Raw genomic sequence first — 26,354 nt, 5'->3', positions numbered from 1 at the left:
TGAGGAAGGCTGGGTGGCCGACAGCAATCTATGAGACGAGCCGAAGATCAGTATTCGATCGCCTCGACGAGAGGCGACGGCTCGTCCATGAGCGCCCAGAACCTGTCTCTGATCGCAACCGTCATCGGACCGGGCTCACCATCGCCCAGCGGCACGCCGTCGAGTGACGTGATCGGAGTGATGCCACCGGCGGTGGTCACAGCGATCAGTTCGTCGGCCTCGTACAGTTCGCGGCTCGTGATGTCGCGCAGGGTGAACTCGATCCCCATGTCGGCAGCAAGCTCCATGACCGTCAGCCGGGTGATGCCGGGCAACGCATTCCGTGACGGCGACGACAACTTGCCATCCTTGACCATCACCACGTTGAATCCGGGACCTTCGGCGACGCAGTTGTCCGAGTCGAGCAGGATGGCGGTTCGGGCGCCTCGGTCCTTTGCCTCGAAGCTCGCGGCGGTCAGGTCGCCCCACTGGTAGTTCTTCACCGTGGGATCCACCGTGTTGCGTCCGGCACGGCGCACGTGGCGGGGCACGATCGCCGACGTGCCGAAGATCTGCTCCTCAGGCGGAAATGCCCACAGGTATGGAATTGCGTAGATGTAGATCTGAGACGTCAACTTGCTCAGATCCTTCTCGCCCTTCCTCGCCCCGTAGCCGCGGGTGATCGTGATGTTGACGAAGGACTCGCGTAGTTGCGACAGACTGACGCATCGTTTGGTGATGTCTTCGACCTCTGCCTTCGACAGCGGCGACTGCAAACGAAGCTCTCTCGCGCCGTCGAAGACCCGGTCGATGTGATCTTTCAACCGAAAGATGTTGCCATGCCACACATGTGCCACGGTATACGTCAAGTCTGAGTGGCCGAAACCGGTGTCGAACAATGAGATCCGGGCTTCTGCTGCCGGAACATACTCGCCTTCGACCCACGCTGCGCCGCCGGCGAACGGGCTCGATTCGTCGAGTTCGTATTCGCTGTACTGGATCACAGAGCCCGACGGTGTGGGTTCCCGGATCGCGCCTGGCGCGACGCTCACGAGGTTGCTGGCGGAGTAGTCGATGTCGTTGCTGGTGGTCATGTTCGAAGTCCTTTCGATGGTTGGGTTGCGGGAGGGTCAGCTTCAGTGGTGCGTGGCCGCGAAGTCCTTGCCGGCGTCACCGCGTTGAAGGCGTGGCCGCAGTGCAGCGACCCACCAAAGGGCGCCGACTGCAACCACTCCCAAGAACACCCAGCCGTTGCCTGCGAATTGCGGGAGCACGAGGAGGGCGATCTCGACAGCGCAGAAGACGATGAGCCCGACGATGTAGATGGGCATGCGGGCACGTCCGAGATCGAAAGTGCCCGGTTCGGCAGCAGGGATGGTGCCCCGCCGGGCTCCGACGATCAAGCCGGCGGTCTGGAGGATGTAGACGGAGAAGAACGCGAGGGTCGCGATCCCGAGGATGTAGGTGAAGGCCTGCTCGTTGACCAGTGCCGACATCAACAGGCCTGCTGACAAGAGTCCCAGCGCGACAACGGCATACATCGGTGTCTGCCGGGTGGGGGACACTCGGCGCAGGATTCCCGAGAACGGAAGCATGTTGTCACGGGCCATCGAATAGGTCAGGCGGGTCGCGACCAACATGTTGGCGAGTAGGCACGCAAGGATGTTGGTGAGGGCGATGGCGATGATGATCTTGGTGGCCACCGAGCCCACCTGCTGGTTGAGGATCTCCTCGATCGGGGACACCGTCGCCGCTTCCAGGGAGTCGGTGTCGCGGATCGCGAGAACGTAAACGATGTACATCGCCAGTTCGATGACAACAGATGTGGCGAGAGCGTAGAACATCGTGCGTGGCACCACATGTCGAGCGGATTTGGTCTCCTCGGCCACATCGGCTCCCGCTTCCACGCCGAGCAGGCCGAAGAACGGTCCGAGCGCCGCCGCAAGCCACGCGGCCACATACGTGTCGTGATCGCCCTGGGTGCCGCCGGTGAAGAGAACCGAGATCGGCTGGTGGTCGTCATGGATCAACAGCGCGATGACGGCAATGACGATGGTGGCACCGACGGTGATGAGCAGTTCCAGACTGACGCCGATGTTGTTGACCGTGGTGGCAAACCGGACACCGTAGATGTTGATCAGAACGCAGACCGCCACCACGGCGATGGTCATCAAGATCTGCTCGGTCTGAGTCATGGTCCAGCCGACCACTCCGCCGAAGTAGCCGGTGAAGACGTATCCGACGCCGGTCATTCCGCTGATCCAGCCGATGAGAGCGACATAGCCGGTGAACCAGCCGAGGTCGGGACCGTTGATCCGACTGGTCCACTGATAGGCATAGCCCGCCAGGGGGATCTTGGCAGCGAGATCAGCGGCTATCAGAGCCCAGATCGCGAACACTGCGGCGGCGAGCACAAGAGTCCAGACGAACGGTGCCCCTGCGGTGAAGTAGCCGGTACCGAAACCGGAGAACACCGCGGTCGTCGCGCTGATGGTTGCGAAGCCGATGGCGAACGACGCGAGCTTTCCGACCGAGCGATCGAGCTTCTGCGTGTACCCGAACTCGGCGAGTTTCGCGTCTTCGGAATTGCCGGCGGCTGGTGGTGCAGCGCGACCGGCGGGAGGCCTGTGCGCGGTGGTGTCTGTCATGGTGGGCTCCAGGTGAGGCATTCGAACGATGCGTGGCTACGACTACGGAGCCGACTGCGGTTAGACAACCCCATTACGGGGGGGGGCCGGAAGTTCCGAATATCAATCGGGTGATAACCCTGGGTTATCGGACCGTCCGCAATAACCCGAACGGAATGGTTCAGAGATCGAGCACCTCTCCAAAGTTCCATTCGGCCTGAACATGGCTCACCATCGCCTCGGCCTCCCGGCTCAGATGCCGGGGGTTCCACGCCAACGCTGTGTAGCTCGGCGGGCGGTTCGCGATCGGCACGTAGACGATGCCGGGCCGCTCGTACAGTCGGGCACACGCCGAGGTGGTGAAGCTGATCCCGAGACCACGGGAGATCATCGTCGTCTCCGTCTCGTACGTGGCCGCGACCGCCGCGATCGTCGGTTCACGTCCTGCGCGAGCATCCATGCCCAGCCAATAGTCGCGCCACGTGCCCGCGCTCATCGGGGCACACACGATCGGATCGTCGAGCAATTGCTCGATGACGACCTCATCTGCGCCTGCGAGACGATGGTCGCGGGGAAGGCATGCCACCCAGTTCTCGGAGTCGAGAATCAGCATGCGGTGCTCGTCGAGATCAACCGGAGGCCGGATCAGCGCGACTTCGCTCGTGCCGTCGGCGAGGCCGGCGGTCGGGTCGGCGAAGTCGTACTCCGTGGTCTCCACCGTGACGTCGGGGTGCGCGGCCTCGAAGTGACGAACGACCTTGAACAGCAGGTCCGCCCCGGTGCCGATGAGGTAGCCGATCCGTAGAGTGCCGTCCAGAGTCCGGGACCGGGTGATGAGGTCATCGATCGCGAGGTCGACGCCGTGCAACGCTTCCCGTACGCGCGGTAGCCATTCGCGTCCGGTGTCGGTGAGCGACACCTCTCGGGTGTTACGGGTGAACAGTCGGACGTCGAACTGCAACTCGAGTTGCTAGATCGCTGTCGACAACGCGGGTTGAGAGATGAAGAGCTTTTCGGCGGCCCTGCGGTAGTTCAGCTCGTCGCCCAGTACGGCGAAGTAACGGAGTTGGCGAAGTGTGACCTCGGTGCTCGTGGTCGTCCTCCTTCACTCCGAAGACCAGGCGACACAAGAGATAACGACTGGTCATCGCCAAATACGCAGCCTAACGGACCAGCGGTCGGAAGGCCGGTCAAGTGCAGAACGACCTCAGCGAACAATCTCGAACACCGCGGCCAAACCCTGACCGCCGCCGATGCACATGGTCTCGAGCCCGTACCGCGCATCTCGGCGACGCATCTCCCGGGCAAGGGAGGCAAGCATTCGTCCGCCCGTCGCGCCGACCGGGTGACCGAGCGAGATCCCCGAACCGTGAACGTTGGTGCGGTCGAGGTCACCGGCACCGAACTCCCACTCCCGCATCACGGCGAGGGCCTGGGCCGCGAATGCCTCGTTGAGTTCGATCAGATCGATGTCCGACAACGTCAATCCCGCCTTGGCCAGCGCCTTCTCTGTCGCCGGGACGGGGCCGATGCCCATCACTTCCGGCCCCACGCCGGCGATTCCCCAGGACACCAGCCGGACCAGCGGATCGAGGCCGAGCGCAGCCGCTTTCTCGGCAGTGGTCACCACGCAGAGTGAAGCCGCATCGTTCTGTCCGCTGGCGTTGCCTGCGGTGACGGTGGCGTCGGGGTCGTCAGCAGCCATGATCGGACGCAACGCACCGAGCTTCTCCATGGTCACGTCGGCACGTGAATGTTCGTCGGTGTCGATCACCTTCTCGCCACCGCGAACCGAGACACCGACCGGGATGATCTCTTCGGCCAGGACGCCGTCCTGCTGTGCCGCCACCGCGCGTGCATGAGACGTCACTGCGAGCTGGTCCTGTTCGACGCGGCTGATGCCGTACCGGCGGCGCAGATTCTCGGCGGTTTCGATCATGCCGCCGGGCACTGGGTGGTGCCTTCCACCTGCCGTGGACCGGGCGCGGGCGAGGCTGTCGTGCATCTGGACCCCCGTTCGCGCGGCGCCCCAGCGCATGTCGACCGAGTAGAACGATGCGTTGCTCATCGATTCGGTGCCACCGGCGACCACGAGTTCGTTGTCGCCGTTGCCCACCTGGAAAGCAGCCTGGATGACGGCCTGCAGACCTGACCCGCACCGGCGGTCGACGTGCATTCCCGGCACGGTCACCGGTAGGCCGGCGTCGAGGGCCACCACGCGGCCGATTGCAGGAGCTTCACTGTTGCCGTTGCAGTGGCCCAGGATCACGTCATCGATCTGGTCAGGTGCGAGACCGGTGCGATGGATCAGCCCGGTCATGGCGGCGACACCGAGATCGACGGCGGTCAGGGACTTGTACATTCCGCCATACCGACCGATAGGGGTCCGAATCGGCTCACAGATCACCACATCGCGCACACCGGCTCCTCTCAGCGGATCCATCATGCACGCTGAAGACCGAAAACATGGCCGGTCGGTGCATTGGACCTACGGGCCGATGCCGGGCAGGGTGTTCCCTATGACCACCTATCTGCAATCCGTGGATCGCTTGCGGTGACCGACACGCCGACCTCGCCACTGAAGGGGCTACGGATCGTGGAGGTGTCGAGCTTCGTCGCCGCCCCTCTTGCTGGGATGACACTGGAAGCACTTGGCGCCGAGGTCATCCGAGTCGACCCGATCGGCGGCGCTGCCGACTACCACCGTTGGCCGGTCACCGACGAAGGCGAGTCCATCTACTGGGCGAATCTGAACAAGGGCAAACGATCTGTCGCAGTCGACTTCCGCGACCCCGAGGCGATCGCACTGGTCCGTGATCTCATCACCGAAGCCGGTGTGCTCGTGACGAATGCGGCCGGACGAGAGTGGCTCGACTACGACTCCCTCGCCGCGATCCGACCTGATCTCATTCACGTTCAGGTCCTCGGCCGCGCCGACGGTTCGGGTGCCCTCGACTACACGGTCAACGCGGCCACGGGTTTTCCGCTTGTCACCGGCCCATCGACCACGGCGAGCCCGGTGAACCACGTATTGCCGGCGTGGGATGTGGCATGCGGCCTGTACGCGGCGCTGTCGGTGACCGCGGCGGTGATCCGTAGATCGGAGACCGGCGCCGGTGCACGGGTGGTGCTGCCGCTGGAAGATGTCGCGCTGGCGACCACCGGGCATCTCGGATACCTGGCCGAGGCGCAGCTCGGCGGCGATGATCGACCGCGGGTGGGTAACGGGATCTATGGCACTTACGGTTGCGACTTCGCGACAGCAGATGGTGAGCGGCTCATGGTGGTTGCCATCACGCCGCGGCACTTCCGCGACCTCGCCGAGGTCACCGGCACTGCCGATGCGGTCACAGCGGTGGAAACCGCACTGCGCGTGGACTTCACGAAGGACGGCGACCGCTACCGTCATCGCCGGGTACTCGACGGTTTGTTCGGGGTGTGGTTCGCCGAACGGAACGCCGACGAGGCGGAGGCAGCCCTGGCGGAGACGTCGGTGGTGTACGAGCGCTACCGCACCTTTGCGCAGGTTGCCCGCGACCCAAAGGTGATGGACAACCCCATGTTCGGTCTGGTCGAGCAGCCGCGCATCGGCAGCTATCTGGCACCGACCACGCCGATGACGTTCGAGGGCGCACATCCACCCGCCCGTCCAGCACCGGCCAACGGAGACGATACGGCGCGCGTGCTGGCGGAGTACCTGAACCTCGCCGACGCACAGATCGCCGACCTCCACACCCGTGGCGTGGTGCGCGCAACCACCCGACCAACCACGAAGGACACCGAATGACCCGACTCGCGCAAACCCCAGGTCTCACCGACGTGCAGAAGGAAATCCTCTCCACGGTGCGCGATTTCGTGGAGAAGGATGTGATCCCGAGCGCCCAGGAACTCGAACGCTCCGACACCTACCCTCAGGCTCTGGTCGACACGATGAGCGATATGGGACTCTTCGGGTTGATGATCCCCGAGGAGTACGGGGGACTCGGTGAGTCGCTGCTGACCTACGCCCTGTGTGTCGAGGAGTTGGCGCGCGGGTGGATGAGTGTGTCGGGTGTGCTCAACACCCACTTCATCGTGGCGTACATGATCCGGCAGCACGGCACGGCCGAACAGAAGTCGCACTTTCTGCCGCGGATGGCGACAGGGCAAGTGCGCGGCGCGTTTTCGATGTCAGAGCCCGAGCTGGGATCAGACGTGGCCGCAATCCGAACCCGCGCCACACGCGACGGCGACGACTACCTCGTCAACGGTCAGAAGATGTGGCTCACCAACGGCGGGAGTTCTACTCTCGTCGCGGCTCTGGTGCGAACCGACGAACGGTCGGCGAAGGCGCACGAGAACCTCACCACGTTCCTCGTCGAAAAGCCCGTGGGATTCGGCGAGGTGGCGCCGGGACTCACGATCCCCGGGAAGATCGAGAAGATGGGCTATCGGGGCATCGACACCACCGAGCTCTTCTTCGACGACTACCGGATCTCGTCGGACATGGTCCTCGGTGGCACCCCCGGCCAGGGCTTCCGGCACATGATGGACGGCATCGAGGTCGGTCGCGTCAACGTCTCTGCCCGCGCATGCGGTGTCGCCCTGCGCGCGTTTGAACTCGCCGCGCGATATGCACAGCAACGCAGCACGTTCGGCAAGCCCATCGCGCAGCATCAAGCCATCGCGTTCTCGCTGGCGGAAATGGCGACCAAGGTCGAGGCGGCGCACCTGATGATGATCAATGCTGCGCGGCTCAAGGACTCGGGAGAACGCAACGACGTTGCGGCCGGCATGGCCAAGTACCTGACGAGTGAGTACTGCTCCGAGGTGACCCAGGCCAGTTTCCGTATCCACGGCGGATACGGCTACTCGAAAGAATACGAGATCGAGCGTCTGATGCGGGAGGCGCCGTTCCTGCTCATCGGTGAAGGCACCAGCGAGATCCAGAAGACCATCATCAGCAAGGGTGTGATGCGCACGTACGCGCTCTGAGGCCTTCCGGGCGCGTAAGCCGTTCAGCCGTGGGCAGATTGGCGTCGAGCCGAGCGCCTGCGGGCGAGTTCCCGGTACGTTCGCTGAAACAGGGACGAGGGCGCTTGCTCTGGATCCATCAGCTCGTTCTCGGCGAGGGGGTTCTCCTCGCCGTCGATGGCCTCCCGGTCGAACTCCACCAGTGTCTTGCCGTCTCCACGAAGCGCATCGACGGTGGCCACCAGCGATTTGTGTTTCCCGAGTGCATCCATGAAGCCCTCGGTCCCGACGTCGAGGTGCTCGCCGAGGAGGCGATCGCGAACGTGCCGAATGCTTGCTCGGTGCTCGTCGGCGGCGGCATCGTCGTCGCGGATCTCGACGGCGAGGTCGCATTCGCTGTCGAACCCGAGCGAGCGGTTGTTGAGGTTGGACGAGCCGACCCGGAGCACGCTGTCGTCCATGATGAGGATCTTGGCGTGGACGTAGATCGGCTCGCCCCCCGTGGTCACGGGATGGAATGCACGGAAACGGTTGTGCACGTCCGCATTCCACAGGAGCTTGAGCAGTCGGTGGCGGGCGCCGTCCATGGTCTGCTGTCCGAGCCAGCCTTCGGCGTTGCGTGGCAGCACCACCATGATCTCGGGTCCGTCGGACTCGCCGAGACGCTCGGCCATCGCTTCGGCGATGGTTCGTGACGCCAGATACTGGCTCTCGATGTAGAGATAACGCCGCGCACTCGCGATGGCCGCCAGGTACAGCGCCTCGATCTCCCGCACCTCGTCGCGGCCCGGAATCTCCGGCAGTGTGCGTGCGACGGCCACGTCCACCGACTCCAGCGTCGGGACCAGACCCTTGGGCCACTGGTCACCCTCGGAATCAATGGCTATCTGATCGAGCGCTGTCCCGGTCGCGGCCTTCCACCTGTCGCGGGCCATCTCGCCGATCGCTCGCGCGGCGTCCCCATCGACGGCGGTGGTCGCGTCATGCCATGGGCCGTAGGACTTTCCGCTGGGCTTGGTACGGAAGTCGTTGCTGTCCTTGTGGTCTGAGGTGTCCCACCGGTCGACCGTCATGTCGATGCCGCCGCAGAACGCGAGCTGGTCATCGATCACCAAGATCTTCTGGTGATGCGCGGCCCCTACGGGGTGAGCGCCGTCGAGTTCGAAGTGCAGGCTTTCGTCGGTCAGCCAGTTCTCGACGAAGATCGGGGCCATCCCCCGGGTCATGGCGGTCAGAGCGCCGAGATTCCACTTCAGCAGATGGATGTCGAGGCCGGGCCGGTGTTTCGGCAACCACTTGAGGAAATCGCCGAGACGATTGGGCCCCTCCAGGGTCTGGCCGCCCGGCTCGAGCTTGATGCGGGTGTCGAAGTCCCAGCCGATCAGAATGATCCGATGGCGTGCCTCGAGCATGGCCGACTTGGCGTAGAAGAAGTAGTCGGCGGCATCGATGATGCAGGCGAGGCGGTCGGCTCGAGCGATCTGCCAGCACGTGTCGCCGGGAACCAGCACGCGGCTGTCTTCGGTCACTGAGTCCTCGACTTCTTCGATGAATAGCGATGCTAAAAGTACATGGTCCTGTTGGACTCATCCATTCGGCGGCGCTGACCAGCGGTACGAGGGTCGTGACGGTGCTCAGGGTGGTGAGGGTGCTCAGTCGGTGACGGGAGCGGGTCGCGTCCCGCGAAGATGCCCGCTGACGTCGCCGATCAAATCGATGGTGACCACCCGTTCGGCGAACTGCCAGCCGTCGGCCGTTCTCGTGAAGCGATCCCGGTACCGCCCGGCGATGATCGGCTGTAGCGACAACCCGGACACCGCCTGAAGGACCGTGAAGTATGACCGCACGGCCGCCGACGCGCCGTCGATCTCGAGGTGGATGTTCGTCGTGACGTGCTTGGTGCGGGGAGTGCCGTCGTCGTAGGTGATCACAGACTTCCCGAACATCTCCGCGATGGCGCCGGCGCCGGTCAACGACCCTTCTCCGCTACCGAACGACGCATGCGCGAGCAGCTCACCGACACCGGCGAAGTCACCTGCGTCCACCAGTTCGGCGTACGACGCGATCAGGTTGGTGATCGCACGTTCGTCGTTTTCGGCCACGGCAGGGACAGTAGGCGACCCATGCAGGCTTTGTGTACGAATACCGGCGTTGCAGTGCCTGCGGACGAACACAAGACCTGCACAGGTCGGTGATGGCCTCTTCCGGTCATCGTGGGACCGCCGATCCCTGGTTCGGATGACGCACGAACGGCACAGTGGTGGATGTGAGTCAACGAATGGATCGCGCCGAGCTGGCCGATTTCCTGCGCCGCCGACGCGCGGCCCTGGTGCCGCGCGATGTCGGGTTGCCCGCGGGCGTGCGCCGCCGCACGCCAGGCCTGCGTCGCGACGAGGTCGCCGTGCTGGCCGGGATGTCCACCGACTACTACACCCGGCTCGAGCAATCTCGTGGTCCGCATCCGTCAACCCAGATCGTCGCCTCGATGGCGCGGGCCCTGCGACTCACCGACGACGAACGCGACCACCTCTATCTGTTGTGCGGACATGCTCCGCCCCCGCGTATCGGCGGCGACTCCCACGTGGGTCCGGGCTTGCTGCACCTCCTCGACAAACTCGACGACATTCCGGCGTGCGTGATCTCCGACCTCGGCGAGACGCTGGCCCAGAACCGGATGAACCTGCTTCTTCTCGGCGATCAGTCGACGGTCACCGGTCTGGACCGTTTCCACACCTGGCGCTGGTTCACCGACCCCGCGACGAGGGAACGCTTCAATCCCGAGGACTGGGCCCGGATGAGCCACAAACACGTCAGCGATCTGCGGGCGATCGCGGCCAAACGTGGCGACGACGCCACCGTCACCGAGCTGGTCGGCGCCCTTCACTCAGCCAGCGATGAGTTCGCGGCATTGTGGTCCGAGCACCACGTGGCCACGCGGACCAGTGCTCTCAAACGGTTCATCCACCCGGAGGTCGGCGAGATCGCGCTGTTGTGCGAGACCCTCGTGACCCAAAAGGCAGACCAGCACCTGCTCGTCTACTTCCCCCAGCCAGGGACCGAGGCCAGGGAGCGGCTGGACCTTCTCGGTGTCATCGGAACCCAGGCGCTCAGCAGTTAGAGTCGCTGGTGTGACTTCCACCTACACCGCACCTGTTGTCGCTGCTGGACTCATCGGTGGCTTCGCCGCCGCCAGGTACTCCGGACGCCGCGAACTCGGCGGGGTCGTGCTGGCCGCGGCCGGCGCCTGGAGCACCGCCCAGTGGTGGCAGACCAAGGGACCTGCCGTGGCGGCCCCGCTGCTCGGTGGCTATCTGTTCGCATTCGGGGCCTCCCATCCTCTCGCCAAGAAGATCGGCGCGTGGCCGTCGGTATTCACCGTCACCGCGGCAACCTCCGCTGCCGCATACGCCCTCGGCGACCGCTAGTCGGGTCGCGAGCGTGATGACCCGCTGATGTCCGGCATCGCGCTCACCCTCGCGGTCATCGCCGTCCTGCTCGTCGTGGTGGCAGTGCTGGCCCTGCGCGTGCGCACCCGGCCGACGCTGACCACTCCCGCCGAACGCGTCGTTCACGCGACACTTCACACGGCTTCACTGGCGGCTGTCCCGTTACGCCGCGGCCTGGGCGCCGATTCGGCGGCCGAAGCAGCGCCGCATCTACGGGAGCTGACGTCTGCGGATGCTCTCGGTCTCGCCGACGCGGACGGAACGCTCCTGGCCTGGACGGGACCACACGAAGCGCTGACCGACACCTTTGCCCAGGCCGCGGTGCGCGCCGCCGACGAAGGTCGCCGCATCCTCATCAAAGCTCCCGACCTCGACGAGCCCGGGGTGCGTGCGCTCATCGTGCAGCCGCTGCTGCTCGAGGATTCCGCGTCGGTGGGGGTGATGGGGGTGGTGACGCGCATCCAGCCAGGGCCGGGCATGTTGTCGGCGATCACGGAGGTGGCCCGATATGCGGGGAGCCAGATCGAACTGGCAGAACTCGACGCCTCGCGGGCCCGGCTCGACCGCGCCGAGGTGCGGGCTCTGCGCGCGCAGATCAGTCCGCACTTCATCTACAACGCACTGAACACGGTCGCGTCCTTCGTGCGCACCGATCCCGATCAGGCGCGCGAGCTGATCCTCGAGTTCGCGGACTTCACCCGGTACTCCTTCCGGTCGGCAGGTGAATACACCGTGCTCGCCGACGAACTCCAGAACATCGATCGCTACCTCACCCTGGAGCGGGCTCGTTTCGGCAGCGCACTGCAGGTCCGCCTCCAGGTGGCCCCCGAGGTGCTCAACGTGGTGCTGCCCTTCCTTGCCCTGCAACCGCTGGTGGAAAACGCTGTACGGCACGGTATCTCGAGCAAACCCGACGGCGGCACGGTGATCATCGTCGCCGCCGACGAAGGCACCGACTGCGTCATCAGTGTGGAGGACAACGGGGTGGGAATGGACCCGGATCTGCTGCGATCGGGTGATCTCGACGCCATCGTGTCCGGTGCCACCGCGACTGCGACCGAGTCCGCACACGTGGGTCTGGCCAACGTCGACGACCGGCTGCGGGCAGCATTCGGCAACGACTACGGTCTGGTGGTCGAGACCGCGCCGGGAGCGGGAACCAAGGTGAGCATGCGGGTGCCGAAATTCCGGCCGGGCATCTCCGCGTGAGAAGAGCCGCGCGGACCGGTGTGCGTGGCACCATGGATGCGTTGTGACGCAGACACCGAACAGTTCAGGACGACCGGGCCGGCATGCGCTGACCGTGCTCGCCGTGGACGACGAATGGCCCGCGCTCGACGAACTCAGCTACCTCCTGCGTGCCCAGGAGGCCGTCGGGGAAGTGCTGACGGCGGGCGATGCCACCACTGCCCTGAGATTGATCAAGGACCGACCGGGAGCGATCGACGCGGTCTTTCTCGACATCAACATGCCCGGACTCGACGGCCTGGAGCTCGCGGGTGTGCTGGCCGCGTTCGCGCACCCGCCGGCCGTGGTGTTCGTGACGGCCCACGAGGACCGCGCGGTCCGGGCGTTCGACCTCGGGGCCGTCGACTATCTACTCAAACCACTGCGCGCGCAGCGGCTGGCGGAGTCCGTCCGCCGGGTGCTCGAGCACAGGGAGCAGCGGGGGCCATCGACCCCCGCAGCTTCCCGGCCGGACTCTGCGGCGGACGGCGACACCGATGAGGTGATCCCGGTCGAGATGGGCGGGACCACCACGCTGGTGCCCCGGTCGACCGTGAACTGGGTGGAGGCCGACGGTGACTACACCCGGTTGCACACCGCCACCGGTTCGCACCTGGTCCGCATCCCCATCTCCACTCTCGAGGAACGTTGGCGCGACGCCGGATTCCTGCGTGTCCACCGGTCCTATCTCGTGGCCTTGCCTCTGGTCACCGGCATCCGCACGGTGGGGTCGGGGACCGTGGTGTGCCTGCGTTCGGTCCGGGACGGGCGGCCCGTCGAGCTCCCGGTCAGTCGTCGGCACACCCGCGAGCTGAAGGACCGTCTGGTCCGGATTCCCCGGCAGACCCGGAACGCGCCGTGACGTCGCCCGCCGAGGGTCAGCCGCGGCCCCGTGAGCGGGTGGTACTCGCCAAGCGGCGCGGAGCCCGCCGGGTCCGGTCCCGGGTGGAAGTGCAAGAGCAGACCGAGGTCGGTGACGCCCTCATCCGCGGATTGATGCGGGCGCAACTGGGGCTGGCTTTGCGGCTCGCCGGGTTCACCGTGGCGATGTTGTGTGCGATCCCGTTGCTGTGGGCGGTTTTTCCCGATCTGTCCGAGGTGACCGTAGGGGGGATCCGGCTGCCCTGGGTGGTTCTGGGAGTAGGTGTCTACCCGGTGCTGCTCGGAGTCTCGTGGATGTACAACCGGCTCGCCGACCGCAACGAACAAGAGTTCGCCGACCTGGTCGACGATTGACCGTCGGCCATGGAGACCATTACCGGACAATCTGTACCAACTGCGACCTTGCTGGCGCTGATCGCCGCGGCGGTCGCGACCGTGGCGATCGGAACGTACGGAGTTCGGCTGGCCCGCACCACTTCTGACTTCCTGGTCGCCTCCCGCAGTGTCGGGCCGAACTGGAACGCCACCGCGATCTCCGGTGAATACCTCTCGGCTGCATCCTTTCTCGGTGTGGCGGGCTTGATCGCCAAGTACGGAACCGACGCACTGTGGTATCCGATCGGATTCACCGCAGGCTATGTCGGACTGCTGTTGTTCGTCGCGGCACCGCTGCGGCGATCAGGGGCTTACACAGTCCCCGACTTCGCCGAATTCAGGCTCGGATCAACATTATTGCGCAGACTTGCAACCGCCGTGGTGGTGTTGATCTGCATCCTCTACATGGTTCCTCAGCTCCAGGGCGCCGGATTGACTCTTAACATCCTGCTTGGTACGTCACCGTGGGTGGGGGCAGTGCTGGTCGGGGTCATCGTGATAGCCAACGTGATCGGCGGCGGAATGCGGTCGATCACCTTCGTCCAGGCATTCCAGTACTGGCTCAAACTCACGGCCATCGCGGTACCGGCGATCGTGCTGGCGATCCACTTCTACGGCGAAGACCAAGAACTGGGGTCGGCGGCCCCTCCCACCGTCGCCGAACAGACCACTGTCGACGTCACCACCGACGTGGTGGTGCAGGTCAACAGCGACCTCTGGGTCACCGCGGACGGCACGGTCGACGGTGGAAAGGTGAGCGGCCCGATCAGGCTGACCGCCGGCGACCATGACGTCAGTGCGGGTACGTCTTTGGTGCTGGCACCGGGTGCGGCCGTACCGGTGGTGTCGGGTGCGCCGGCCACGCACGACCAATGGGCCACTCCCGGATGGGGATTCGGGGGCGACCACCCGATGTATCAGGTGTATTCACTGATCATCGGCATCTTCCTCGGCACCATGGGACTGCCGCATGTCCTGGTCCGCTTCTACACCAACCCCGATGGGCGGGCCGCGCGCGCGACCTCATTGGCGGTGGTGGGTCTGCTGGCGGTGTTCTATCTGTTCCCCACCCTGCTCGGCGCATTCGCGCGGCTCTGGGTGCCGCAACTGCTGATCACCGGTGCATCCGACGCCGCGGTGCTGCTCCTTCCTGGATCGGTGGTGTCCGGGCTGGGCGGACAACTCCTGGCCGCTCTGGTGGCCGCGGGAGCGATCGCGGCGTTCCTGTCCACCTCGTCGGGGCTGCTGGTGAGTGTGGCCGGCGTGCTGAGTACCGACGTCTTGCGTGGTCGGGTACGGGACTTCCGGATCGCCTCACTGCTCGCCGGATTGGTGCCGTTGTTCCTCGCGGTGGCCGTGACGTCGATCGACCTGTCGCGCACCGTGGGCCTGGTGTTCGCGGTGGCCGCGTCGACCCTGTGTCCACTGCTGGTTCTCGGTATCTGGTGGCGTGGCCTGACGGCGGCAGGCGCCGCAGCGGGGCTGATCGTCGGCGGGGTGGTCGCCGGGGGTGCGGCGCTGGCCACGTCGATCACGGGCATCGCCGATGTCCTGCAGGAAGGCTGGATCGCCACGATCATCGGCTATCCCGCAGCGGTGAGTGTGCCCCTCGCCTTCGCTTCGATGGTGCTGGTCAGCAAGCTCACCCCGCACCAGATCCCAGCCGATGTCGGCCGACTGCTCACCAGGCTCCATGCTCCCGAGCGCCTTGGTGTCGGCAAGGACCGAGAGGCGAATCTGCGGCCGGAGTAGGTGCCGTTCATCGCGCTCAACCGACCGTTCATCGCACAGTTCGACAGCTCGGCGTGTGACTGCCGCCACATCCTTCTGCTGTGACCGGCATCTCACTAATGTCCGATACGAGCTTTTCCCTTCACCCCAGGAGTCGTCATGACCACATCCGACCTGAGCCCGGAGGCGTCGCCACAGCGACCCGTACCGGACGCGCAGGCATTCATCGACATGCAGGCCAGCCCTGAGTTCCAGGACCTGCGTCGCCGCCTACGCGTCTTCGTCTTCCCGCTGACGGCCTTTTTCCTCGCCTGGTACATGCTCTATGTCCTGCTCGCGACATACGCCAGCGACTTCATGGCCACCAAGGTCTGGGGAAACATCAACCTGGGCATCATCCTCGGCCTGGGTCAGTTCGTGTCGACGTTTGTGATCACTGCCGTCTACGTCCGGTTCGCCAACCGTGACCTCGATCCCCGGGCTGCCGCGATCCGCAACGAGCTGGAAGGACCGCTCAAATGACCTCGCTCGCTGCAGGCGCCGCCTCTGTAGGCAACCCCGCGCTGAACATCGCCATCTTCGTGGCGTTTGTTGTCATCACCATGACGATCGTGATCCGGGCCAGCAAGACCACCAAGAAGGCTTCTGACTTCTACACCGGTGGCGGTCAGTTCTCCGGGCCGCAGAACGGCTTCGCGATCGCCGGTGACTATCTGTCGGCCGCGTCGTTCCTCGGAATCGCCGGCGCCATCGCGGTGTACGGCTACGACGGCTTCCTCTACTCGGTGGGCTTCCTCGTCGCGTGGCTGGTCGCTCTGCTTCTCGTCGCCGAATTGCTGCGCAACACAGGCCGTTTCACGATGGCCGACGTGTTGAGCTTCCGGCTCCAGGAGCGCCCCGTGCGGATGGCTGCTGCACTGTCGACGCTGACGGTCTCGCTGTTCTACCTGCTCGCCCAGATGGCCGGTGCCGGTGGACTCGTCGCGCTGTTGCTCAACATCGACGGCAAGTTCGGTCAGGGCGTCGTCGTCGCCGTCGTCGGTGTCCTGATGATCGCCTACGTCCTCATCGGCGGCATGAAAGGCACCACCTACGTCCAGATGGTCAAGGCGGTGCTGCTGATCGCCGGCGCCGGCGTGATGTTCTTCCTGGTGCTGTTCGCCGTGAAGGGCAACTTCTCTCAGTTGATCGCCGATGCCCAAGCCACCGTCAGTGGTTCGGCGAGCGAAGCTGTCGCCGGTCGTGACATCGCTGCGCCGGGCGCCAAGTACGGCATCAGTGACATGTCCAAGCTCGACTTCATCTCGCTGGGCATCGCTTTGGTCCTCGGTACCGCGGGCCTGCCGCACGTGCTGATGCGCTTCTACACCGTGCCGACCGCCAAGGAAGCTCGTCGCTCGGTCACCTGGGCAATCGCGCTGATCGGCGCGTTCTACCTTTTCACCCTGGTGCTGGGTTACGGAGCCGCCAAGTCGGTGGGACCGGACAAGATCCTCGCGGCGCCGGGCAAGGAGAACTCGGCGGCACCGTTGCTGGCGTTCGAACTCGGAGGAACCATCTTCCTGGCGGTGATCTCGGCGGTCGCCTTCGCGACGATCCTCGCTGTCGTGGCCGGCCTGGCGATCACCGCGTCGGCATCGTTTGCCCACGACATCTACGCCAGTGTCATCAAGCGCGGCAACGCCACCGAGGAACAACAGGTCCGGGTCTCACGCATCACCGTGGTCGTGATCGGCGTGGTCTCCATCGTCCTGGGCATCGCGGCCATGGGGCAGAACATCGCCTTCCTGGTGGCCCTCGCTTTCGCGGTCGCCGCGTCGGCCAACCTGCCGACGTTGCTGTTCTCGCTGTTCTGGAAGCGGTTCAACACCACCGGCGCACTGTTCAGCATCTACGGCGGTCTCATCACCTGCATCGCGCTGATCGTCATCTCGCCGGCGGTGTCGGGCAAGCCCACCTCGATGTTCCCCGACGCCAACTTCGACCTCTTCCCGATGTCGAACCCGGGCATCGTGTCGATCCCGGCCGGCTTCCTGCTCGCGGTGATCGGTACCTACATCGGCGGCCGTCGCAAGGAGAACGCTGCCAAGCAGGCCGAAATGGAAGTTCGATCGCTGACCGGAGTGGGTGTCGAGAAGGCAGTGTCTCACTGACCTTTTCGAGTCCCACCTGAACGCGGCCGCCGGCGAAACCCCCTATCGCCGGCGGTCGTTTTCGGTCTGTGTGCGGTAGTTCCTCCGACTTGGGTCAGTTCCTCCGGTTGCAGTCGGAGGAGGTGGCTGGAGTCGGAGTGTGTGCGCCGCCTAGGCGCCAGGCTCGGGTTGCAGACGGAGAAGTGGCTGGAACCGGAGGGTGTGTGGGCCCGAGGGTGTTTCCTCCGACTTGGGTCAGATGCTCCGGTTGCAGTCGGAGGAAGTGGCTGGAGTCGGAGGGTGTGTGGCCGTGGGGTAGTTCCTCCGACTTGGGTCAGATGCTCCGGTTGCAGTCGGAGGAAGTGGCTGGAGTCGGAGGGTGTGCGTCGGTGTTGGTCAGATGCCGGGGATGTCGGGCTTCCATCCCAGCCGCACCGACCGCTTGCAGGCGTCCGCTGCGTCGCCTGCACCGGTCAGCAGCGAGGTGAGCATCGCCGCACCGTGATGGATTGCCTGTGGTGGCAGTGGTCCGGTGACCACCAGCGACACCAGTCCGTGCCCGACGATCCAGCATTGCGTCGCGAGATCGAGTGGGTCGACGTCATCTCGCAGCCGTCCGTGCTGTCGGGATCGCGCCACGGCCTGCACCAGATGCTCCAGGGTGTTGTCCGCAGCAGCGGGATCTTCCAGTGCGATGCCGTCTTCGAACATCACCCGGTAGAGGTCGGGGTTATGTGCCGCATTGGTGACGTACGCCGCAGACAGTGCCACAAGGTCTTTGACCGGGTCGCGGGTGACCGGGACCTCTTGCAGAAGCGTCTCCAGCCGCGTGAACCCCTCCTGCCGCACTGCCATCCGCAGGCCGTCCATCCCGCCGAAGTAGGTGTACACCGCCATCGTCGAAACGCCTGTCCCGTCGACGAGCGCGCGCAGGGTGATGGATTCGCGCTGACCCAACATCACCGCTGCGCGCTCGACCAACAGGGCACGTATTGCCGGATCTCTTGTTCTGACCACTTCTCCACAATACATAACACTGCTATGGTTTGAGGGACCGCAGGACCTCGAGAAGGAGATTGCCATGCCCGTGACACTGATGAACCCTGATGGATTGCCCAAACCCGATGTGTATCGGCAACTCTCGGTTGCCACCGGATCTCGGATGGTGTTCCTTGCGGGACAGGTCGCTCGCGACGCCGATGGTAAACCTGTGGGGGAGGGCGACCTGGCCGCACAGGTGGAGCAGGCGTACCTCAACATCGCGACGGGACTGGCCGCAGTGGGTGGCACCTTCGACGACGTCGCCAAACTGACTGTCTACGTGGTGGATTGGAGTGAAGAGAAGTTTCCGCTCCTGGGTGAAGGCGTTGGCCGCGCGGCGGCGAAGCTGGGGGTGGACCCCACCAAACCCATCACGCTCCTGGGTGTTGCCTCCCTGGGCGAGCCTGATCTGCTGGTCGAGGTGGAGGCCACTGCGGTACTGCCCTGAGTGCTGCAGCTGTGCGCAGACGGCCCCGGACCCTGAGCAATCAGCTACGGGTCAGACGAGCAGTCGCCACAAACCGATCAGACCGACCAGGACGATCACGCCACGCAACGCCGACGGTGACAACTTCCGGCCGTACTTGGCGCCGATCACTCCGCCGAGGAGCGAGCCGATCGCGATGAGACCGGCAGCGGCCCAGTCGATTCGGTCGAACGCAACGATGGTGTAGGTGACCGCAGCGACCACATTCACGATGAGGGAGAGCAGGTTCTTGGCGGCATTGAGGCGTTGCAGGTTGTCGGAGACGAGCACGCCCATCGCGCCCATCAGCAAAATGCCCTGTGCTGCAGTGAAGTAACCACCATAGACACCGACGAGCAGTGTCGCCCCGGCGACCAGAGCCAGGCGCGTGGGACTGAGCACGGTGTCGTTGTTGTCGTCGACGGGTGCCGAGGCCATCCGAGAGGCTGTCCAACGCTGGATCCTGGGTTGAAAGATCACCAAGGCCAGTGCCAGAACGAGGAGCACCGGGACAATTGTCTCGAATGCCTTCTCCGGTAGGTGCAGCAGCAGCCAGCTGCCGATGAGTGCTCCGACGAACGAGGCGGGGATCTGCCACCGCAGCCGTGGCCACTGTCCGCGCAGTTCACGCCGGTAGCCCCATGTCCCCGACACGCCACCGGCCACCAACCCCACGGCGTTGGTCATCGTCGCGGTCACCGGAGCGAACCCGAACGCGACCAGTGTGGGGAACGTGATGAGTGTTCCGCTGCCGACCACCGCGTTGATCGCTCCGGCGCCCACACCGGCGATCAGGATCGCGACCACTTCCCAGACAGACATTGCTTCACCGTGCCACGGGCGTCGAAGCGGGTTGGTGGCGGCCTCGCGTAGATGAGGCCGGCGTGTGATGACGCGGACGGGCGGTCCCCGGCCACGCCCGTGCCTGAACTAACGTGGGCCACAAGGTTGTGATCGTTGGGTCGAGAGGGTGATGGATGTGGCGTGGCTGATCGTCGTCGCCGCGGTGGTCGTCGCCGTGCTGATGCTGCTCGGGGGCCTGTGGTTCGCCTACGACTCCAACAAGCGGGTGCGACGGTTTGCCCGCTCCACCGACCTGGTCCCGGGCAAGCCCGGGCGGGCGCCCGCTGAATGGACCACCGCCACCGATCCAGAGGCCGTCCTGCACCGTCGCATCCGCTACGCGATGGGCCTGGTGTACGAGAATCCTTCCCTGCGCAGTGACGACGAACTCCTGGCCGCCCGAGGACGCCTGGATGATGCGGTGTTCGAGCTCGATGACCGACTCATCGCTGCCGCGGCGTCGCCGGAGAAGAGCGGCGACACGTTGCGCGACATCGGATGGTCAGTGCGTTGGCTCGAGTTGCTTCCCGGCGAGATCTTCTACGCGTCGAAGTCGAAGGCGCTCGCCGATATCGACGCGACGATCGCCAACCTGCGCCGTCCGGTCGAACCCCCGCCCGAGGAACCGGAAAATCCCGACGATCCGGACAACGACCGACTTCTCTAGCGGTCATCCACGATCGACGCCACTGCCTCTGCGATCGACAGGCAGGACGTCAGGCCGGGTGATTCGATGCCGAACAGATTCACCAGTCCGGGCGTCCCGTGTGCGGCGGGGCCTTGGATCAGGAAGTCGCTGTCCCCGTCGCCGGGGCCCGACATTTTGGGCCTGATTCCGCAGTAGGCGGGTACCAGTGAGTTGTCCGGCAGGCCGGGCCAGTAACGCCGGATCGCTGCGTGGAACTGGTCTGCTCTGGCGGCGTCGACGTGGTAGTCGATGTGGTCGGTCCACTCGACGTCCGGGCCGAACCGAGCCTGGCCGGCGAGATCCAGCGTGAGGTGCACGCCGAGACCGCCGCCGACAGGTACGGGATAGACCAACTGCGAGAACGGAACTCGGCCGCTCTCGAGAACAAAGTAGTTACCCTTTGCCAGAAATCTCCTCGGGATGCTCTCTGGTGGTACACCTTCGATGCCTCGTGCGACATCCCACGCGCCGAGCCCGGCGGCGTTCACCACGGTTCTGCAGCTTATCGCCGTGCCGTCGAGCTCGATGGCGAGCTGCCCGCGCCCGATGTGCCCGCCCGTCACCTTGGTGTGCAGAGCGGTTGTCGCACCAGCGTCTTCGGCATCGCGATGCAGGGCCCTCATCAGTCCGTGGCTGTCGATGATGCCCGTCGACGGTGAGTGGAGCGCGCCCGCACAGTCGAGCCCGGGTTCGATCGAGGCCAGGTCGTCCCGGCTCAGTAGCCGAAGGTCGTCGACCCCGTTTGCGGCCGCCGCGGCCGCGATCGCGTCGAGGCGGGCGAGCTGGTCGGAATCAGTGGCCACGATGAGCTTGCCAATCCGCCGGTGATCGATGCCCCGGTCGTTGCAGTAGCGGTACAACATCTGTCGACCGGCAACACAGTGCCGGGCCTTGGCGCTGCCCCGCGGGTAATAGATGCCGGCGTGGATCACCTCGGAATTGCGCGAGCTCGTCTGTGTGCCGATCGCATCCGCCTCGTCGACCAGCACCACCTCCCGCCCGCCCAGGGCCAGGCGCCTCGCGACGGCCAAGCCGACCACACCTGCGCCGATGACCAGGCAATCCACAGTCACGGTCATGGTGTCAGTCTGACGCATCCCTACCGTGCCGACGCCGTCTATCGCGGCATTGGCGGGCGATTCCCGCCCGGCCCTTGCCTGACCAGACCTAGCCGAGGCTCCCGCGCGAAAGCGTCGACACCGCCTCGCCTTTGCGGTCGCGGGCCACGGACTTCACGATCTCCCCGGTGCGAACGGCGATGTTCGACAGCAGTGACGACGAGATGCCGTGCGTGTGTTCGGTTCCTCCCTGCAAGAAGATTCCGCCGGGTAGGGGTGAGGTGGTGATGAGGCGGTAATCGCGGGCGACCTGGGGTCCGGCAGCGTCGTACGCCACGCTGTTCGTCAGATCCCCCAAGATCTCGTTGAGGTCGAGCGGATCAAAACCGGTGGCGCACACCACCGCATCACAGACGATGTCCTCGGTGAGGCCTGTCGGCTCGTGACGAACGGTCACCGTCACGTTGGTGTCCGATTCGACCACCTGGGTCACCTCGGAGGCGCCATGGACGAATAGGCGGCGTTGGCCGCGCACTCGTTCGTCGTATTCGCGGGCGTACAACTCCTCGATGAGCGGGAGGTCCACCGCCGAGTAGTTGGTGCCGCGGTGATAGTTCTGCAGCCGGCGCCGGAACTCCGGAGCCGACGAGTGGAAGTCGTTGACCGCGTTGGGATCAAAGATCCGGTTCGCGTACGGACTGTCGTCGGCGGGCGTGTATCCGTACTTGGCGAACACAGCGTGTACTTCCGCACCGGGATAGTTGCTGTGCAGGTACTCCGCGACCTCGGCTGCGCTTTGGCCGGCCCCGATCACCAGGAAGCTGTTGGCGGTGGGCTCGGGCAACTCGGCGAGGTGCGGGAGTAATTGGTGGTTGTGGAAGACCCGCTGGGACGCTGTGATCCCGAGGGGGAGCCTGGCCACCAAACCGGCTGCGACGACGATGTTGCGGGCCCTGATGATCCCGGCGTGCCGCCCTTCCACATGGATCTCGAAGCAGTCTCCGGAGTTCTCGATGAGCACAGCCCGGGTGCCGTACGAGACGTCGGCATCGACTTTGCGAGCCGCCCATTCGAGGTAATCGTGGAACTCATGACGGGTGGGAAAGAAGGTCTGGAAGTTGACGAACTCTGTGAGCCTGTTCACCTCCGCGAGATAGTTCAGGAAGGTGTACTCGCTGCGAACGTTGCGCTGTGTCGCCAGGTCTTTGAGGAATGACACCTGCATCGTCGTGCGAGGCAGCAGCATTCCAGGGTGCCAGCCGAACTGTTCTTTGCCCTCCACGAAACGGGCGGTGATCCGCTGGTCTGGGTGCAGTCCGGAGTTCAGTTCCTCCACTGCAATGGCGAGTGCGAGGTTCGACGGACCGAAACCGATCCCGAGGACGTCGACGACCTCCGTGTTGTGGTCATTCATTGCTCCGCGTCCCTTCCGTGTCCTTGGATCGTCCATGCCGCCCACATTCGGGCGAAAAGTCCTTCAGAAGCCAGCAGTTGAGCCGGCGTTCCCTGTTCGATGACCTTGCCGCGATCGAGCACGACCACCTCGTCGCACTGCAGCGCCTGACTTAGCCGGTGCGCCACCACCAACGTCGTTCGCCCGGCCGTGGCAGCAGCCGCCGAGCGCTCCAGATCTCGCGCCCCGAGGCTGCCCGCCTCGGCGGTGGCCTCATCGAGTACGGCGATCGGCGGGTCCACCAGGACCAGCCGGGCGAGTGCCATCTGCTGAGCCTGTGCATCGGTGAGCTGGTGGCCGCCCTCGCCCACTACCGTGTCCAGACCTCTGGGCAGTGCGCGAACCCACTCGAGTGCCCCGATGGTGTCGAGCGCGGCACAGACCTCGTCCGTGCCTGCTGAGGGTCTGGCCAGACGGAGATCGTCGATCAGTGGTCCGGCGAACACATGGACCTCCTGACTGACGGTGGCCACGTGTTGCCGGACGACGGTGGTAGGCAACGTGTCCAACGGGATGCCACCGATCATCACCGATCCCGATGTCGGGGTGAGGTTTCCGGCGACCATGGCCGCCAGCGTCGACTTGCCGGCGCCACTCGCTCCGATCAGCGCCACTCGGGTGCCCGCCTCGATGCGGAGATCGATCCCGCGAAGAACGGGCCGGCGTGCGTCGTAGCCGAAATGAACGGCGCGCAATTCGACGGTGCCTCCCCGAGGCGGCGCGCCGCCGAGCAAAGTGTTGTCGATCTGGGTGTCGGCGGGGGCGTCGGAATCGACGTCGGTCGAGATGGCCACGCCAATCAGCCGGGACAGGCCGGCCGCTGCGAGCTGGAGGTCGGCGAAGCTGTACAGGATCATGCCGATCGGATTGAAGAGTCGGTGGAACAGCAGCGCGGCGGCTGTCGTTGCACCCACCGACACGGCACCGTCCTCGACGAGCATGTAGCCCACCACCAGAACTGCTGCCAGACCGACGAACTCGGCACGGTTCACCCGGCCGACCATGCGGGTGAACACCGTGAATGCGGCAATGGAGATGTCGCGCGCTGCAGCAGACTTGGTCTCGACGATGCTCGCCTGCGATGCCTCCAGGCCGTACGCGTGCACGGTGCGAAGGCCGGTGAAACTCTCCACCATGGCCTGGGAACGCTCGCCGACTGCACGCCGTTCGGCAGCGTAGCGCGGGGATGACCGAGGCAGGTACCAGTGCAGAGCCAGCCCGTAGAGCGGCAATGCGGCAGCACCCGCGAGACCGAGGCGCCAGTCGAGTCCCACCATCGTGGCGATACTCACCGCGGTGAGGATGGTCGCTATGACCACGGTGGGCAGCACGGTGATCACGGCTTTGCTCACGGCCGCAACGTCGTTGGTGACTCGCGACAGCAGGTCGCCCCGCCCGGTGTCATCGATCACCCGGGTGGGCATGCGGAGCGCCCGCCGGACCACGCTCTCACGGAGGTCGGCAAGCAGGCCGGCCCCGAGAGATGCCACGGAGTAGACCGACAGTCCGGCAGCCACTCCGCCGACCAGCGCGGCGGCAGCAGCGACGGCGGCGATGGACAACAGGACGGAGCTACCGGCTCCGGCGACCACCCGATCGACCAGCACTCCCAGGGCCAACGCCGGAGTCACCGATGCGATTGCGGCAAGGGCGGATACGGCGATGACACGGGCCACCGCCGCGCGGTGGTGGGCCAGGGCAGCGGCGAGCCACGACCTTGTCTGTCGTCCGGAAGCGACCGGGAGGACCCGAGTGTCCTCGTGCAACTCAGGAGTCATCGCAGGACCGCCTCGCGGTACCGGTTGTCCATGGCGGTCAGATCGGCGTGCGCGCCGTCGCGTTCGGCCCGGCCCCCGTCGACGAGCACAACACGGTCCATCACCGACAGCAGGGTTGGGCTGCTGGTGATCACAACAGTGGTGCGGTCGGCTCGTCGCTGGTGCCGGAGACGATGAACATGGTGCGCCACAGCGCGTTCGGTGACGGCATCGATCGAAGTGGTCGGGTCGTGCAAGACCAGAACAGCCGGGTCGGCGAGCAGTGCGCGGACAAGTGCCAGTCGCTGTCGCTGCCCTCCCGACAACGAGTAGCCACGGTCCGCGACCACGTGATTGAGGCCGTCGGCGTGGGCCGCGGCCACGTCTTTACCCGCCACCGTCCGCAACACCTCGCCGACCGCGATGGGGTCGAGGTCATCATCGCCGGCGCGGAGATTGTCCATGACGGATCCCGTGAAGAGGTCAGTCGCGTGGGGAGCGATCAGCAGCGGTCGCGGCCGTTCGGAGGTGTCGGTGCATTCGGCGGGCACATTCGACACCCAGACGCCCCCCGACGACGGTGTGGCAACGCCAGACATCAGGGCGAGCATCGCGTGGGCGTCGTGGGCACTGGTGGCGACGATGCCTACGCATTCACCGGGTTTCACGACGATGTCGAGGCCGCGCAAGCTGTCGTATTCGACGCCCCGGAACTCGATGCCGTGGGGCCCGGGTCCGAGCGGCATGATCGCCCGGGATTTCACCACGTCGGCGTCCGAGATGAGCGCGAGTCGTTCGGCCGATGCGCGGGCGGTCGACACCTTTCCTGGCAGCATCGAGAGCACGGCGAGGGGCTCGAGGAAGAACTGCGCGATCCCCAGCACGGTAACGAGCTCGCCGACGCTGATCCGGCCACTGAGCGCGAACCATCCGGCAGCGGTGGCGACACCCACGGCGAGGATCGCGCTGATTCCCGCGGCCGCCCCCATGAACATGCCCTGCCCACGTGCTGCGCGCCGCATGGCGACCAGCGCATCCTGGCTCGACTTCTGGTAGCGCGACGCGGCCGCTTCCTCGGCTCCGATACCGCGTAGCGGTCTCAGACCGGCGATGAGGTCTGCCGCTGATCCCGACGTCTCGGCCACGCCCTGCTGCTGAGTGATCATCTGTCGTGTCAAACCCGGTGCGGTGAGCTGTAATCCGAGCAGCAGGACCGGCACGCCGACGAACACGGCCAGCCCGAGTGGGATGTCGATGACCAGCAGCGCGCCGCCGCACACCGCGACGGCGGCCAGGGCGCCCGCTGCCTGTGGCAGATACCGGAGCAGTACCGCGGTTTCGTCGGCATCGGTGCCCGCCACCGCCATCAGTTCCCCGCTACGCAGATCTGTGTCCAGCATCGCGCGGTCGAGCACGCGGCGGGTGGCCTGAACACGTAGCCGATGTGCCTGATCGAGGGCGGCACGCATCGCGAGCCGTGCGCCCAGTCGGTAGCAGATCGTCAGCGCCACGAACACCGCGGCGAGCCAGGTGATTCCGGTGGCGAGGGAACCAAGATCGCCGTTGGTCACCGCCCGGTCGATGATCACGCCGATCAGCACGGGGACCGCAACCTCACAAGCCTGATGGAGGCACAGCAGAAGTGCTGCGCCGGACAGCAACAGGGCGTTACTTCGCACACTGTCGCGGAGAATGG

At 65.4% G+C, this 26,354-nt stretch carries 24 protein-coding genes and 1 pseudogene; 12 read left to right on the top strand and 13 right to left on the bottom strand.

Annotated features, from left to right (window positions below):
* Window positions 1-47: 47 nt before the first annotated feature.
* From CSW57_RS09850 to CSW57_RS09835, 5 genes and pseudogenes are all read right to left on the bottom strand, one after another.
* Window positions 48-1,073, bottom strand: coding sequence for an aminotransferase class IV (locus CSW57_RS09850; protein WP_099382634.1), 1,026 nt, complete (start codon window positions 1,071-1,073; stop codon window positions 48-50).
* A 42-nt stretch (window positions 1,074-1,115) separates the two neighbouring features.
* On the bottom strand, window positions 1,116-2,627 hold the full coding sequence (locus CSW57_RS09845) for an amino acid permease (protein ID WP_099383282.1): 1,512 nt from the start codon (window positions 2,625-2,627) through the stop codon (window positions 1,116-1,118).
* Between the two features lie 160 nt (window positions 2,628-2,787).
* Complete coding sequence (locus tag CSW57_RS09840) at window positions 2,788-3,567, bottom strand: LysR family transcriptional regulator (RefSeq protein WP_223249161.1); 780 nt, start codon at window positions 3,565-3,567, stop codon at window positions 2,788-2,790.
* A 9-nt stretch (window positions 3,568-3,576) separates the two neighbouring features.
* Window positions 3,577-3,669: pseudogene (locus tag CSW57_RS24680) on the bottom strand (LysR family transcriptional regulator); the annotation flags it as partial.
* A 144-nt stretch (window positions 3,670-3,813) separates the two neighbouring features.
* On the bottom strand, window positions 3,814-5,025 hold the full coding sequence (locus CSW57_RS09835) for an acetyl-CoA C-acetyltransferase (RefSeq protein ID WP_099383281.1): 1,212 nt from the start codon (window positions 5,023-5,025) through the stop codon (window positions 3,814-3,816).
* A 135-nt stretch (window positions 5,026-5,160) separates the two neighbouring features.
* Between CSW57_RS09835 and CSW57_RS09830 the strand changes: the two genes are divergently transcribed.
* Together CSW57_RS09830 and CSW57_RS09825 are read left to right on the top strand one after the other, a co-directional pair.
* Complete coding sequence (locus CSW57_RS09830; protein WP_370623935.1) at window positions 5,161-6,393, top strand: CoA transferase; 1,233 nt, start codon at window positions 5,161-5,163, stop codon at window positions 6,391-6,393.
* On the top strand, window positions 6,390-7,580 hold the full coding sequence (locus CSW57_RS09825; RefSeq protein ID WP_099382633.1) for an acyl-CoA dehydrogenase family protein: 1,191 nt from the start codon (window positions 6,390-6,392) through the stop codon (window positions 7,578-7,580). The genes CSW57_RS09830 and CSW57_RS09825 overlap by 4 nt, the downstream gene beginning before the upstream one ends.
* A gap of 23 nt (window positions 7,581-7,603) precedes the next feature.
* Here CSW57_RS09825 and CSW57_RS09820 read toward each other — a convergent pair whose 3' ends face one another.
* Together CSW57_RS09820 and CSW57_RS09815 are read right to left on the bottom strand one after the other, a co-directional pair.
* On the bottom strand, window positions 7,604-9,088 hold the full coding sequence (locus CSW57_RS09820) for a phospholipase D-like domain-containing protein (RefSeq protein ID WP_099382632.1): 1,485 nt from the start codon (window positions 9,086-9,088) through the stop codon (window positions 7,604-7,606).
* A 123-nt stretch (window positions 9,089-9,211) separates the two neighbouring features.
* Window positions 9,212-9,661, bottom strand: a complete 450-nt coding sequence (locus CSW57_RS09815; protein ID WP_099382631.1) for a nuclear transport factor 2 family protein — start codon at window positions 9,659-9,661, stop codon at window positions 9,212-9,214.
* A 176-nt stretch (window positions 9,662-9,837) separates the two neighbouring features.
* Here CSW57_RS09815 and CSW57_RS09810 point away from each other — a divergent pair, with 176 nt between their 5' ends.
* The 8 genes from CSW57_RS09810 (at window position 9,838) to CSW57_RS09775 (ending at window position 17,373) form a co-directional block, all read left to right on the top strand.
* On the top strand, window positions 9,838-10,677 hold the full coding sequence (locus tag CSW57_RS09810; RefSeq protein WP_099382630.1) for a helix-turn-helix transcriptional regulator: 840 nt from the start codon (window positions 9,838-9,840) through the stop codon (window positions 10,675-10,677).
* 10 nt (window positions 10,678-10,687) lie between these two features.
* The gene (locus tag CSW57_RS09805) at window positions 10,688-10,984 is read left to right on the top strand and encodes a hypothetical protein (RefSeq protein WP_099382629.1); all 297 of its coding nucleotides are present in this window, start codon (window positions 10,688-10,690) and stop codon (window positions 10,982-10,984) included.
* A 27-nt stretch (window positions 10,985-11,011) separates the two neighbouring features.
* Window positions 11,012-12,214, top strand: coding sequence for a sensor histidine kinase (locus CSW57_RS09800; RefSeq protein ID WP_099382628.1), 1,203 nt, complete (start codon window positions 11,012-11,014; stop codon window positions 12,212-12,214).
* A gap of 43 nt (window positions 12,215-12,257) precedes the next feature.
* On the top strand, window positions 12,258-13,094 hold the full coding sequence (locus CSW57_RS09795; protein WP_223249160.1) for a LytR/AlgR family response regulator transcription factor: 837 nt from the start codon (window positions 12,258-12,260) through the stop codon (window positions 13,092-13,094).
* A complete protein-coding gene (locus tag CSW57_RS09790; protein WP_223249159.1) occupies window positions 13,091-13,468 on the top strand; it encodes a hypothetical protein in 378 nt (125 codons plus the stop codon). The genes CSW57_RS09795 and CSW57_RS09790 overlap by 4 nt, the downstream gene beginning before the upstream one ends.
* 9 nt (window positions 13,469-13,477) lie before the next feature.
* Window positions 13,478-15,241 (top strand): sodium/solute symporter, encoded by a 1,764-nt coding sequence (locus CSW57_RS09785; RefSeq protein WP_099382627.1) that lies wholly within the window; start codon window positions 13,478-13,480, stop codon window positions 15,239-15,241.
* A gap of 138 nt (window positions 15,242-15,379) precedes the next feature.
* Complete coding sequence (locus CSW57_RS09780; RefSeq protein WP_099382626.1) at window positions 15,380-15,742, top strand: DUF485 domain-containing protein; 363 nt, start codon at window positions 15,380-15,382, stop codon at window positions 15,740-15,742.
* Window positions 15,739-17,373: a solute symporter family protein gene (locus CSW57_RS09775; RefSeq protein ID WP_099382625.1), complete on the top strand. Its 1,635-nt coding sequence runs from the start codon at window positions 15,739-15,741 to the stop codon at window positions 17,371-17,373. The genes CSW57_RS09780 and CSW57_RS09775 overlap by 4 nt, the downstream gene beginning before the upstream one ends.
* 375 nt (window positions 17,374-17,748) lie before the next feature.
* Here CSW57_RS09775 and CSW57_RS09770 read toward each other — a convergent pair whose 3' ends face one another.
* Window positions 17,749-18,369 (bottom strand): TetR/AcrR family transcriptional regulator, encoded by a 621-nt coding sequence (locus CSW57_RS09770; RefSeq protein WP_189339201.1) that lies wholly within the window; start codon window positions 18,367-18,369, stop codon window positions 17,749-17,751.
* 64 nt (window positions 18,370-18,433) lie between these two features.
* Here CSW57_RS09770 and CSW57_RS09765 point away from each other — a divergent pair, with 64 nt between their 5' ends.
* A complete protein-coding gene (locus CSW57_RS09765) occupies window positions 18,434-18,841 on the top strand; it encodes a RidA family protein (RefSeq protein ID WP_099382623.1) in 408 nt (135 codons plus the stop codon).
* Window positions 18,842-18,892: 51 nt separating this feature from the next.
* Here the strand turns inward: CSW57_RS09765 and CSW57_RS09760 are convergent, their stop codons facing one another.
* Complete coding sequence (locus CSW57_RS09760) at window positions 18,893-19,681, bottom strand: sulfite exporter TauE/SafE family protein (protein WP_099382622.1); 789 nt, start codon at window positions 19,679-19,681, stop codon at window positions 18,893-18,895.
* Window positions 19,682-19,832: 151 nt separating this feature from the next.
* Here CSW57_RS09760 and CSW57_RS09755 point away from each other — a divergent pair, with 151 nt between their 5' ends.
* On the top strand, window positions 19,833-20,369 hold the full coding sequence (locus tag CSW57_RS09755) for a hypothetical protein (protein WP_442316347.1): 537 nt from the start codon (window positions 19,833-19,835) through the stop codon (window positions 20,367-20,369).
* On the opposite strand, the gene CSW57_RS09750 is transcribed toward CSW57_RS09755, so the two are convergent.
* From CSW57_RS09750 to CSW57_RS09735, 4 genes are all read right to left on the bottom strand, one after another.
* Entirely contained in the window at window positions 20,366-21,469 is a 1,104-nt protein-coding gene (locus tag CSW57_RS09750; protein ID WP_099383277.1) for an NAD(P)/FAD-dependent oxidoreductase, read from the bottom strand. The two genes, CSW57_RS09755 and CSW57_RS09750, sit on opposite strands and share 4 nt — an antisense overlap.
* Before the next feature lie 88 nt (window positions 21,470-21,557).
* Window positions 21,558-22,862 carry a lysine N(6)-hydroxylase/L-ornithine N(5)-oxygenase family protein gene (locus CSW57_RS09745; RefSeq protein ID WP_099382621.1) on the bottom strand — a complete coding sequence of 435 codons (1,305 nt, stop codon included), beginning with the start codon at window positions 22,860-22,862 and terminating at the stop codon, window positions 21,558-21,560.
* Window positions 22,859-24,679: an ABC transporter ATP-binding protein gene (locus tag CSW57_RS09740; RefSeq protein ID WP_099382620.1), complete on the bottom strand. Its 1,821-nt coding sequence runs from the start codon at window positions 24,677-24,679 to the stop codon at window positions 22,859-22,861. The genes CSW57_RS09745 and CSW57_RS09740 overlap by 4 nt, the downstream gene beginning before the upstream one ends.
* Complete coding sequence (locus CSW57_RS09735; protein ID WP_223249158.1) at window positions 24,676-26,337, bottom strand: ABC transporter ATP-binding protein; 1,662 nt, start codon at window positions 26,335-26,337, stop codon at window positions 24,676-24,678. Before CSW57_RS09735 ends, CSW57_RS09740 begins: the two co-directional genes overlap by 4 nt.
* Window positions 26,338-26,354 lie beyond the last annotated feature (17 nt).

It is taken from the genome of Williamsia muralis (assembly GCF_002735905.1).
GTDB lineage: Bacteria > Actinomycetota > Actinomycetes > Mycobacteriales > Mycobacteriaceae > Williamsia > Williamsia muralis_A.
This window is presented reverse-complemented; position numbering and strand designations above follow the sequence as displayed.